Annotated in this window: 10 protein-coding genes; all 10 read left to right on the forward strand. The window is 41.7% G+C overall.

The genetic code is table 11. The features are described 5' to 3' along the window. Nucleotides 1-945 (forward strand): dTDP-glucose 4,6-dehydratase (gene rfbB, locus G608_RS0116255; RefSeq protein WP_026496897.1); only part of this gene is annotated, 945 nt, incomplete at its 5' end. A gap of 113 nt (nucleotides 946-1058) precedes the next feature. Continuing rightward, on the forward strand, nucleotides 1059-1991 hold the full coding sequence (locus G608_RS0116260) for a glycosyltransferase family 2 protein (RefSeq protein WP_026496898.1): 933 nt from the start codon (nucleotides 1059-1061) through the stop codon (nucleotides 1989-1991). Between the two features lie 101 nt (nucleotides 1992-2092). Further along, entirely contained in the window at nucleotides 2093-2962 is an 870-nt protein-coding gene (gene rfbA / locus G608_RS0116265) for a glucose-1-phosphate thymidylyltransferase RfbA (protein WP_026496899.1), read from the forward strand. Next, nucleotides 2952-3446: a hypothetical protein gene (locus G608_RS0116270; RefSeq protein ID WP_026496900.1), complete on the forward strand. Its 495-nt coding sequence runs from the start codon at nucleotides 2952-2954 to the stop codon at nucleotides 3444-3446. The genes rfbA and G608_RS0116270 overlap by 11 nt, the downstream gene beginning before the upstream one ends. Nucleotides 3447-3467: 21 nt before the next feature. Next, nucleotides 3468-4034, forward strand: a complete 567-nt coding sequence (rfbC, locus tag G608_RS0116275) for a dTDP-4-dehydrorhamnose 3,5-epimerase (RefSeq protein WP_026496901.1) — start codon at nucleotides 3468-3470, stop codon at nucleotides 4032-4034. Then, nucleotides 4034-5059 carry an ABC transporter permease gene (locus tag G608_RS0116280; protein ID WP_026496902.1) on the forward strand — a complete coding sequence of 342 codons (1026 nt, stop codon included), beginning with the start codon at nucleotides 4034-4036 and terminating at the stop codon, nucleotides 5057-5059. Before rfbC ends, G608_RS0116280 begins: the two co-directional genes overlap by 1 nt. Before the next feature lie 27 nt (nucleotides 5060-5086). Beyond that, nucleotides 5087-6361, forward strand: coding sequence for an ABC transporter ATP-binding protein (locus tag G608_RS0116285; protein WP_026496903.1), 1275 nt, complete (start codon nucleotides 5087-5089; stop codon nucleotides 6359-6361). A gap of 3 nt (nucleotides 6362-6364) precedes the next feature. Further along, on the forward strand, nucleotides 6365-8494 hold the full coding sequence (locus G608_RS22995; protein WP_081677473.1) for a class I SAM-dependent methyltransferase: 2130 nt from the start codon (nucleotides 6365-6367) through the stop codon (nucleotides 8492-8494). Nucleotides 8495-8551: 57 nt separating this feature from the next. Beyond that, nucleotides 8552-10639 (forward strand): glycosyltransferase family 2 protein, encoded by a 2088-nt coding sequence (locus tag G608_RS0116295; protein WP_026496904.1) that lies wholly within the window; start codon nucleotides 8552-8554, stop codon nucleotides 10637-10639. After that, complete coding sequence (locus G608_RS0116300) at nucleotides 10639-12702, forward strand: glycosyltransferase family 2 protein (protein WP_035795992.1); 2064 nt, start codon at nucleotides 10639-10641, stop codon at nucleotides 12700-12702. The genes G608_RS0116295 and G608_RS0116300 overlap by 1 nt, the downstream gene beginning before the upstream one ends. Nucleotides 12703-12758: the final 56 nt, after the last annotated feature.

Below are 12758 nucleotides of genomic sequence, written 5' to 3' on the forward strand. Positions count from 1 at the left end.
GTAGAGGATAGAGACAATTACACCTTTGTCAAGGCAAATATCTGTGACAGAGATGCTATAAACAAGATTTTTGAGGAGAACGATATTGACCGCGTAGTTCACTTTGCGGCTGAGAGTCATGTTGACAGATCAATCGTTAATCCTGAGATCTTTGTAGAGACCAATGTACTTGGTACAGCTACAATGCTTAATGCAGCTAAGAAGGCATGGGAGCTTCCTGATGGCAGCTTCAAGGAGGGAAAGAAATTCCTTCATGTAAGTACCGATGAAGTATATGGTTCACTTCCGGATGATCCCAATGCATATTTCTATGAGACAACACCTTATGATCCTCATAGTCCTTACTCAGCAAGTAAAGCAAGCTCTGATATGCTTGTTAAGGCTTATATGGATACATATAAGTTCCCTGCAAATATCACGAACTGCTCTAATAACTATGGACCTTACCAGTTCCCTGAGAAGCTTATCCCTCTCATGATCCACAATGCACTTGAGGGTAAGGCACTTCCCGTTTATGGTGACGGTAAGAACGTTCGTGACTGGCTGTATGTTGAAGATCATGCTAAGGCAATCGATATGGTTCAGGAGCAGGGTAAGCTCTTTGAGACCTATAACATCGGCGGACATAATGAGAAGCAGAACATCGAGATCGTTCAGACTATAATCGATGTACTCAGAGAATCTCTTGATGATTCCGATCCCAGAAAAGAGAAGCTCACCTATGACCTCATCACATATGTTGAGGACAGAAAGGGTCACGATCGTCGTTATGCCATCGCACCTGACAAGATCAAGGCTGATTTAGGCTGGGAGCCTGAGACCATGTTCAAGGAAGGTATCAGAAAGACCATTAAATGGTTCTTTGCACATGAGGACTGGATGGAGCATGTTACAAGCGGTGACTATCAGAAGTATTACGAGGATATGTACAGCAACAAGCTTTGATAATTAAGTGATAACATGGGGCTTTTAGGCTAATCCCTATAAGCCCCTTACGTGTTAAAAACAGAATTCCGTAGAGGAATTCTATTTTTGCGTTATAGGAGAGAATATATTTTATGAGCAAACTGTCAATAGTAGTTCCTGTGTATTACAACTCAGATACATTGGAGATGCTTTATGATGACATGAAGGAGAAAATCCTCCATAAGCTTCCTGAATACGAGATAGTCTTTGTTGATGATGGTTCAGGAGATAATTCCTGGGAGATTATGAACAAGATTGCCCAGAAGGACGAGAATGTTGTCTGCACAAGGCTTTCCAGGAATTTTGGTGAGCACGCCGCTATTCTTGCAGGACTTTCTGTATGTACCGGTGACTGTGCCGTAACCAAGCAGGCTGACCTTCAGGAAGACAGCACGCTTATACTTGATCTTTTTGAGAAATGGAAGGAAGGCTATAAGGTAGTTCTTGCTATCAGATCTGAGAGAGATGAGGGAGCAATGAAGAAGTTCTTTGCCGGCATGTACTACTGGCTTGTAAGGAAGACCATCAATAAGGATATGCCGCAGGGCGGCTGTGACTGTTATCTTTTAGACAGACAGGCTATTGAAGTTATTGAGATGCTTGATGAGAAGAATTCATCTCTTACTCTTCAGGTAATGTGGATTGGCTTTAAGTCAGCCAAGGTTTATTTCCACAGAAAAGACAGAACAGTCGGAAAATCACGCTGGACTTTCGCTAAGAAGTTTAAGTTGGTTATGGATTCCATGATGAGTTTTTCATATTTCCCCATAAGAGTAATGAGTATGTGCGGAGTGCTGTTTGCCATTCTTGCATTTGTGGGAATTATCAGTGCTATCTATGAGAAGCTGACAACGGGAACGCCTATTCTGGGATATGCGTCACTTATGTGCGTAATCCTTTTTGCATCGGGAGTTATTATGCTGACTCTTGGTATTCTTGGTGAATATATATGGAGAGTTCTTGAGGAATCAAGAAAAAGACCTCCGTTTATTATAGATGAGGTTCGAAAAAACGACAATAAATAAACTGAACTGTGAACAATTCGCGATAGTGCGGAGAAGTACTAATTTATGATATAATTGTTGCGATTATTTAAATTTCAATTTTAATTTGGAGGTTTATGCCCATGAAGGGAATTATTTTGGCAGGTGGCTCAGGAACAAGACTTTATCCTCTTACAAGAGCGATATCAAAGCAGATCATGCCGGTTTATGACAAGCCCATGATTTATTATCCGCTTTCAACGCTCATGCTTGCAGGCATCAGGGAGGTTCTTATTATTTCTACTCCCAGAGATCTGCCCATATTCGAAGATCTTTTCGGAACAGGCGAGCAGCTTGGAATGAGTTTTTCATATGCAATCCAGGAAGAGCCCAGAGGACTTGCTGATGCATTCATCATCGGTGAGAACTTCATCGGCAGCGACAGTGTTGCACTTGTTCTTGGAGATAACATTTTCTATGGCCAGAGCTTTAGTAAGCTCCTTAGAGAAGTGGCTTCAAGAGATAAGGGTGCTACTATTTTCGGATACTATGTTCGTGATCCCAGGGAATATGGCGTTGTTGAATTCGATGAGAACGGCAAGGCACTTTCCATCGAGGAGAAGCCCGAGCATCCCAAGAGTAATTACGCAGTTCCCGGACTTTACTTCTATGACAATGACGTAATTGAGATTGCTAAGAATGTTAAGCCCTCCGCAAGAGGCGAGATTGAGATTACAAGTGTTAACAACGAGTATCTCCGCCGCGGAACTCTCAGAGTTGAGACAATGGGACGAGGCTTTGCGTGGCTTGATACAGGTAACCATGATTCTCTTCTTGATGCAGCTGATTTCGTATGTGCATTCCAGAAGAGGCAGGGACTTTATGTATCATGTATCGAGGAGATAGCCTTCAAGAGAGGCTTTATCGATAGAGAGCAGCTTCTTAAGCTTGCTGAACCTCTTATGAAGACTGATTACGGTAAATATCTGGTTGAGGTAGCAAATGGACTCTAAGGCTTATCGGTTGTCAATTCTGGCGATTATAACTACAGTTGTCCTTGTTGGTGTCGTTGTTTATGCCGCTAACAGGGAGAGGATTGCTGCGCTCATCGGTGCAGATGAATTTGGCAGTTCTGTAGAAGAGGAAATCGCAGAGGACGAGGATATAGATGAGAGCGATATCATATCCTCCGGTGAGCAGATTGGAGATGACCTGAAAGGATTTCTTAAATCTGATAATTTTTTTGATAAAAGCGAGCAGCGCCCGTCTGTGGTGGTAGTTGTTGATAATATTCCGGTTCCTGCTAATTCAGAAGATGGATTGTCAAACAGAACTACGGATGTTTATGACCCCATGAATAATGAGGTTACAGGCGATGACAGAATAGAGGCCAGTCCCGAGGACATAACGAGGGACAGACCGACCTCTTCAGAGTCTGATGCTGTAGATGAGACCACAGAAGATGTTACGGATGAGGCTGCTGAAGAAAGCAATTGAATTTGAGAGGATATATTATAAATGGGAAAGATTACTGTTGAAACATGTGAAATAGAGGGACTTAAGGTTATTACGCCTCAGGTTTTTGGTGATAGCAGAGGCTATTTCATGGAAACCTATTCAAAAAGGGATTTCACAGAGGCAGGAATAGATGTTGAGTTTGTTCAGGACAATCAGTCTGCATCAAAGAAGGGAGTTCTCAGAGGCCTTCATTTTCAGAAGAACTTCCCGCAGGATAAGCTTGTAAGAGTAGTTAGCGGCGAGGTTTTTGATGTTGCTGTTGATTTAAGAGAGGGCTCAAAGACATTCGGAAAGTGGTTCGGTGTCAGACTTTCTGCTGAAAACAAGAAGCAGTTTTATATTCCTAAGGGATTTGCACACGGTTTCCTTGTGCTTTCCGATTATGCAGAATTTGCATACAAGTGCTCTGATTTCTATCATCCCGATGATGAGGGCGGAATTCTCTTTAATGATCCTGAAATAGGAATCGAGTGGCCTTACGAGGACGAATCAGAGCTTATCATGTCTGAGAAGGATCCCAAGTGGGGAACACTTGCTGACTACAAGAAGGAACGTGGAGTTAAGTAATGGCAAAAGGAAAAGCTGAGAAACTGCCAATCATAAGTGAGCTTCCAAAACAGGTTGGACTTGGCATATTCTACGCACTGGCACTTATTCTTATGCTGATAATCGTCTTGCATACCAATCCTCTTGCAGACCAGCATACAGAGATGTTAAAGAAGATATGCGCATGTATACTCATCGTGATGTCGATGATATTGTTTACAGTCTGGTATGATAAGCTCATGGTTCTTCCTGTGGAGCTGTTTAATTCCAGAAAGCTCATCAAAAGATTGGCTATAAATGATTTCAAAAAAAGATATGCCGGCTCTTATATGGGCGTTGTGTGGGCACTGGCACAGCCGGTGGTCACTGTTTTGATGTATTGGTTTGTTTTTAGTGTATTTTTGCCGCAGAAAGGTCAGATGGCCGGTGGCGGGACGGAAGTACCTTTTGTCTTATTTTTGACTACGGGTCTTGTACCCTGGTTTTTCTTTACTGAAGCATGGATGAATGGCACTACTTCCCTTCTTGAGTACAATTATCTTGTTAAAAAGGTGCTTTTCAAGATAAGCATCCTTCCTTTAATAAAGATTATTGCTGCGCTTTTTATTCATGTATTTTTTGCAGGGGTAATGCTTATAGTGGCATGCATGTATGGCTATTATCCCACAATTTATTCTATTCAGATTTTCTACTATGCTATTTGTGAGTTTGTCTTGGTATTATCACTAAGCTACACAACCTGTGCAGTTGTGGTGTTTTTCAGAGATCTTACCCAGATTCTTGCTATTGTCCTTCAGGTGGGTCAGTGGGCTACTCCTGTTTTGTGGAATATAAATGCAGATAGATTTGATAAGTATAAGTGGATTATTAAGCTTAATCCAATGACCTATATTGTTGAAGGCTACAGGAATGCTGTTTATGGCGATGAATGGTTCTTTGAGCATTTCTATTCAAGTACTTATTTTTGGATAGTGGTTGTGGCCTTGTTCTGTATAGGTTCAGTGATCTTTAAAAAGACAAAACCGCAATTTGCTGATGTACTTTGATAATACGTAGCACGGAAAGACTACTTTATGGATAATGATATAGCGATTAAGGTCACTGACCTTACAAAAATGTATAAATTATATAATAAGAATTCCGACAGACTTAAGGATGCGCTTGGCCTCATGAAGGAGCAGGGTTACACGGAGCATCTGGCGCTTAACCATGTAAATCTTGAAGTAAAGCGCGGAGAGACCATAGGAATCATTGGAACCAATGGCTCCGGAAAGTCCACAATTCTTAAGATCATCACAGGAGTTCTTTCACCCACATCAGGAGATGTACAGGTAAACGGACATATTTCAGCACTGCTTGAGCTTGGAGCAGGCTTTAATTTGGAATACAACGGAATTGATAATATCTACCTCAACGGAATGATGATCGGTTTTTCCGAGGAGGAGATAGATAAACGTCTTGATGCGATTCTTGAGTTTGCCGATATCGGTGATTATGTCTATCAGCCGGTTAAGACCTACTCCAGCGGTATGTTTGTAAGGCTGGCATTCGCCGTTGCTATAAACATTGATCCCGAGATACTGATCGTAGATGAAGCGCTTTCTGTTGGAGATGTTTTCTTCCAGGCAAAGTGCTACCACAAGTTTGAAGAATTTAAGGAGCAGGGAAAGACCATCCTTTTCGTGTCACATGATCTTTCTACCATAAGCAGATATTGTGACAGGGCTGTTCTTTTAAATAAAGGTGTGATTCTTGGTGAAGGAACACCAAAGAAAATGATTGATATCTATAAGCAGGTTCTGGTGGGACAGTACCCGCTGCCTGAGAATGATTTTAAGTCACTTCTCGAAGATGAGGATATCCGAGAGGCTGCTGAGAAGGCGGAGAATCCGGATCTTTTGGAATATGGTAATAACGCAGCGGGGATTACTGAGTTTTATGCCTTGGATTCTAAGGGAATCAGAACGAATTCTGTTATTAAGGGATCAGAGTTTGAGATTCACATGAAGGTTAAGTTTTTACAGGACGTAAGTGCTCCTATTTTTGCTTTTACCTTTAAAAATATCCTTGGAATAGAGATTACAGGCACTAACTCTATGGTGGAGAAGTCTTTCTTAGAGCCTGTTAAGGCAGGAGATGAGAAGGAGATTGTATTCAAACAGAGAATGCTCCTGCAGGGAGGAGAATATCTGGTATCCTTCGGAGTTACCGGATTTGAGCAGGATAATTTCGTAGTGTATCATCGTCTGTATGATGCGCTGAACATTACAGTGGTATCTGACAAAAACACCGTAGGATTCTTCGATATGGAATCCGAGGTTAGCGTAACGGATGCAAAAAGGGATTAAAAGATGCAGGAAGAAGTTTTAATTGGGAATGTAAAACTAAATTACAAGCATTACGCAGGACTAGATCTTTACAGTGATGGCCCTATCGAAAACGAGATTTTTGATATTGTGCGCAAGAACAAAAAGGAAGAGTATCCTGCAATTATAGAGAAAAAAGGCAGCTGGCCGATTCTTTATCATTTATCTGAGCTTAGAAGCAATATCGTTGAATGGATTCCGATGAAGGGCAATGAAAAGGTGCTTGAAGTCGGTGCGGGATGCGGCGCTATCACAGGTATGCTTTCAGAGAAAGCCGGTGAGGTTATTGCCTGCGATCTTTCAAGACGCAGAAGTGAGATTAACGCCACCAGAAACAGTGAGTGTGACAATGTCACTATTCACGTTGGAAATTTCAGGGATATTGAGCCTGATCTTCCGGGAGATTTTGATTTTATCTTCCTTATTGGCGTGTTTGAATATGGTCAGGGCTATATCGGTACGGACAGTCCCTACGAGAACTTCCTTCTTATGCTTAAAAAGCACCTTAAGAAGAACGGACGAATTGTAATTGCCATTGAAAACAGGACCGGCCTTAAGTATTTTGCCGGTGCACAGGAGGATCATCTTGGAACATATTTTTCAGGAATTGAAGGATATTCCAAGGATGCTGTTGCAAGAACCTTTACAAGAAACGGACTTATCAGGATTTTCAAGAAATGTGGCATGAATGACTATCATTTCTACTATCCTTATCCGGATTACAAGCTTATGACAGCACTTCATTCCGATGATCATTTGCCGCAATACGGTGAATTGCAGGATAATGTACGAAATTACGATAGAGACAGATTGATTCTTTTTAACGAAAAGAGAGCTTACGAGTGTCTTATTCATGATGGAATGTATCCGGATTTTGCCAATTCCTTCGAGGTTATTTTAGGACCCGGATTTGATACGGTGTATTGTAAGTATTCCAACGACCGCGCTGATCAGTTCAAGATCAGAACCGATATTGTGGTTGATAAGCTCGGCCGTAAGCTGATTAAGAAGTATCCTCTTAATGAGGCTGCCATAGAGCATGTTTTTGGAATGCAGGATGCTTATTACGGACTTCGTGAGAAATACAGAGGCGGTGATCTTGAGGTCAATGATTGTCAGCTTGATGAGAAGAGCAGATGTGCCATGTTTTCTTACGTTAATGGCATACCGCTGACAGCTCTTTTTGATGCATGTCTTGAATCAGACGATATGGATTCATTTAATGCATTATTCCGTGAATATTTAAGGAGAATAGGTTACAGAGAAGATTATCCCGTTACCGATTATGATCTTATCTTCCCTAATATTCTTGTGAACGGACCTATCTGGACAATTATTGATTACGAGTGGACCTACGGAAAATGCATTCCCGCCAAGGAGATTGCTTTTAGAGCCCTCTACAGCTACAAGCTTGAGGACAGAAGCAGGGATAAGCTTGATGTTAAGGCCTTGTATGAGATGCTTGGACTTAAGGATGAGGATATAAAGAATCTTCTGAGCGAAGAGGCTGAGTTCCAGAAATATGTTACAGGAAGACGCAAATCTCAGGTTGAGATGTGGAAGCTTATTGGCAGAAATGCCATCGTTCCCAAGGAGCTTGCAGGAAGTGTCGATGCTGCCAGAAGCGCTGAGGAAATCCAGATTTACGTGGATGAGGGCGATGGATACAGCGAAGATGATTCCATTTTCCCTGAGGAGACATATGATGATCACAATACAGTTACTATTGATGTTGAATGTAATGATCAGGTTGGAAATATCAGAATAGATCCTGCTTTTGCATCCTGTATCGTTACCTTGAAGCAGGTATTGTGGAATGATGTATCTCTTGAAGAGGGAGATCTTCATATTTCAATTCACCCGAACGGATCATGGATTTCAGAGGACAGTATAGTTTTCGGTACAGATGATCCCAATATAGAGTTTGGGTTTGCGGATAGTAAGATTGAGAAAAAGAGAGAGAATCATCTTAAGGTGACGATGATGATGACTCTTATTCCGAAAGAAAGCGCCATTGCGCTTGAGGATTCTCTTAGGGTACCGGATGAAGAGAAGCAGGGGGAGAAGGAAGAGTTCTTCGGCAAAATCAAGAGGAAGATTTTTTCAAAGGACTGATGCGATATTATATTGCATGATAAAAAGTAGTAAGGGGAGCCGACAGGCTGAAAGTTAATGCTCAAGGAAGTTGCCAAAAAAGTTCTAATAACTAAAAGAAAGAGGGACTACCAGAGTAAGGTTAAGGAGTGTAAGAACGCTTATAACATCTGGGAGCATAAGAGGGAAAAACGCCCTATGTCCGTATCAACCGGTGCCGCAGCTGAGGTTACAGGCCGTTTGCAGCTTGTTACCGAGGTTGTTTCCTACACCGGTGTATGGAGGGAGTCTGACCCTTCGGCAACTGCGGAGAAAATTCTGATTTTTGTAAGTCCCAAGGGTAAACTTGCGGGACACGCTATCGATAATATAAGAAATTATTTTATGGCTCATCCTGAGATAAACGTGGTTTACGGTGATGAGGATGAGATGGTTGGCCATGGTAAATACGGACATCCGTATTTTAAACCTGACTGGTCCCCTGATACATATCTTAATGCTTTTTACATAGGCAGCGTATTTGCCTGCAGAGCAAATACCTATGAGTCTGCCACTAAGGAATATGAAAATGCCCTTAAAATGCTGGGCGGAACCTCCGGGGTTAAGAAAAATACACCGGAAGCAGTCGGAAGAGAAGCCAGTTTGCTTTCTGCAGATGTGCTTTTCTGTATGCTTGCCATAGAGGAGAGAGCCTTTGGTAAGCGTAATGGCATGGAATTTCCTATCGGGCACATAGATGAGATTCTTTTCCACAGGAATGCGGATACAGATGTCTTTTATGGCAGAGGATTCCATAATTCAAGACATATGCTTATTAAGCCGGCAACTGTCAGCATAATCATTCCTACCAAGGATCATCCTGATATTTTGCTTCAGTGCCTTAAATCAATTGTTTCTACCACCCATGAGAAGAATATAAAGTATGAGATCGTAGTGGTGGACAACGGAAGCAGTGCATATAACCGTGTAAGATACGGGTCCTACATAAATTCGATTAGCAAAATAAATGGTTTAACGAATATTACATATCTGTATAAAGTGGAAGATTTTAATTTCTCCCACATGTGTAACAGAGGAGCGGCTCGTTCAGGCGGAGAGTATCTTCTTTTCCTGAATGATGATATAGAGGTAACACAGGATGGCTGGATGAGGGAAATGCTTTCTCAGGCTCAGCTTCGCCATGTTGGAGTTGTTGGAGCGAAGCTTCTTTACCCGGATACCGATCTTATTCAGCATGCGGGAATTACCAATGTAAGGCTTGGTCCTGTGCACAAGCTTCAGAGAATGCATGATAAGAAGTCACATTATTTTGGCTTCAACAGAGGCATTCATAATCTAATGGGGGCTACAGGCGCATGTCTGATGCTCAGCAGAGAGAAGTTTAACGAGGTTGGGGGATTTCCGGAGGAGCTTCCTGTGGCCTTCAACGATGTTGATCTGTGCTATAGTGTCCATCAATATGGATACTACAACGTATGCTGTAATCATATCAGTCTGTATCACCATGAATCACTGAGTCGCGGCCTTGATACGCTGGATATGAAGAAGATGGAGCGCCTTTCAAAGGAATACGATACTCTTATGAAAAGGCATCCCGGTTTTTATAACAAGGATCCATTTTATAGCAAATATCTCACTGATGATGAGACGATAAGTGCTATTATCCCATGCGAGGATTTCCTGCCGGTGCTGGATATACCTTATCATCCCGTAAAGGAGCATGATGGTGGTTATCCTGAGGCAAAAGAGGATGCATGTCTGCGTCTTGGTGTAGAGTATGCCGGAACCATGGATAACTGGATGTATGGCATTCGCGAGAGTGATGCAGAAAGCGGTTACTTTATCAAGGGTTACTGCTTCGTAATTGGCTCGGATAATGCATTTTTTGACAGAAGACTGGTGCTAAGGCAGGTTGAAGTTACTGAAGAAGATGCACGTCCTGTATCCTCCATGGTTTACAGTACGCCTGTGTATACCTGGTACAGACCTGATATAAAGCTCAGACTCCAGGATCAGATAGACGTTGACCTCACGGGCTACAAGGTGAGAATAGCCAAGGGTAAGCTTAAACCGGGATATTATCAGCTGGGAATGGTTGCCCTGGATATGACAGGAAGACTTAAGCTGATCAACTGGGTACCAAATCTACTTAAGGTGAAAGTATAATGACAGAAAACAACGAATTTGACTATAAAACCGCATATGAGAAGGAGAAGCTTAAAAGCGCCGATCTTGCGCAGAAGATAGCTGATCTTGAGGATAAAAATCAGGAGCTTGAATTTAAGCTTAACAGGATTAAAGGCAATCCTATATGGAAGGCAAGCAAGCCCGCAAGAAATGCTATGCATTTTGTGATAAGACAGAAGGACCGTCTGAAAAATGCCGGTTCGATCGGCGGTGTGATTGCAAAGGTTAAGTATAAGCAGATTGAGAGAAAGGCAAAGGTACATTACGGTACAGAGAGCTTTCCTGATGAAGCGAGAATAAATGCTGAGCGTAATGAGACCTTTGATAAGATGCCTCTTATTAGCATTCTTGTTCCTCTTTATAATACTCCCGAGAATTTCCTTAGGGATATGATAGAGTCTGTGCTTAATCAGACCTATGTAAACTGGCAGCTGTGCCTTGCTGACGGTTCCGATGCTGAGCATGGCTATGTTGAAACCATAATTAAGGAATATCAGAAGGATTCCAGAAATAAGCAGGGCAAGGTTGAAAACACCGGTATTGTTTACCACAGACTTAAAGAAAATACAGGTATTTCAGGAAATACCAATGAATGCTTAAAGCTTGCAAATGGTGAATACATCGGTCTTCTCGATCATGATGATATCCTTCATCCTGAAGTTTTGTACTACTATGTAAAAGCAATAAATGAGAAAAACGCAGATTACATCTATTGCGATGAGGCTACTTTTTCCGGAAAGAGCATAGATCACATGATTACTATGCATTTTAAGCCTGATTATGCGCCGGATAATCTGAGAGCCAATAATTATATCTGTCATTTTAGTGTGTTTAAGAGATCACTTCTTGACGGAACAGAGCTTTTCAGATCAAAGTTTGATGGCAGCCAGGATCACGACATGATTCTGAGGCTTACGGATAATGCAGAGAATATAGTGCATGTTCCAATGCTTCTTTACTATTGGAGATCCCATGCAGGTAGTGTGGCATCTGATATAAGCGCAAAGAGCTATGCCATTGATGCAGCAAGAGGTGCTGTGGCTGATCATTTAAGACGCCATGGCTACGATCATTTTAAGATAACCAGCACCAGAGCTTTTGAGACAATATTTAAGATTGCCTATGAGGTTGAGGGAACGCCAAAGATTTCTATAATTATCCCAACCTGTGAGCATCTTGAGGATTTGAAGCGCTGTCTTACATCAATATATGAGAAGTCAACCTATGATAATTATGAGATAATTGTTGTGGAGAACGGCAGTAAGTCCAAAGAGATAAGGGCTTATTATGATGATCTTATGAACAGTGCCATGAGCTCTGTTGTAAAGATTGTTGATTATTTTGAAGATACGAGCAACCTGAATCCCGACGGAACAAGACCTTCATTCAATTATTCTGCAGTAGTAAATTATGGTGTTAAGCATTCTACGGGAGATTATATCCTTCTTTTGAATAACGATACCCAGGTTATTACTGTTAACTGGATGGAAGAGCTTCTGATGTATGCTCAGAGAGCTGATGTGGGAGCAGTAGGTGGAAAGCTTTACTTCCCTAACAGAAAAATTCAGCATGCCGGTATAGTTTTGAGACTTGGTGCTCACAGAACGGCAGGCCATTGTCATTATGGTCAGGAAGGAATGAACCTGGGCTATATGGGAAGACTTTGTTATGCGCAAGATGTCTCCGCTGTTACAGGAGCATGTCTCATGGTTTCCAGAGCGAAATATGATGAGGTTGGCGGATTTGATGAATCCTTTGAGATATCACTCAATGACGTAGATTTTTGCTTGAAATTACGTCAAAACGGTTATCTCAATATCTTTACACCTTTTGCTGAGATGTATCATTACGAATCTGCATCAAGAGGACTTGATCTGGCAGGTGAAAATGCAAAGAGATATGCAAAGGAGTCAAAGCATTTCAGATCAAAGTGGAAAGAGGTTCTGGATGCCGGAGACCCTTACTACAATCCGAATTTTTCATTGGACAGAAGCGATTTTTCGCTTAATGTGGAGGGCTACAGCAGTTTGCGCGATGCTTGAAATTTGGGCTTCATAGTGTTTTACTTAATATATTAGATTATTAAATCTAGCTCTTA

This window comes from Butyrivibrio sp. WCD3002 (assembly GCF_000424265.1).
Taxonomy (GTDB): Bacteria; Bacillota; Clostridia; order Lachnospirales; family Lachnospiraceae; genus Butyrivibrio.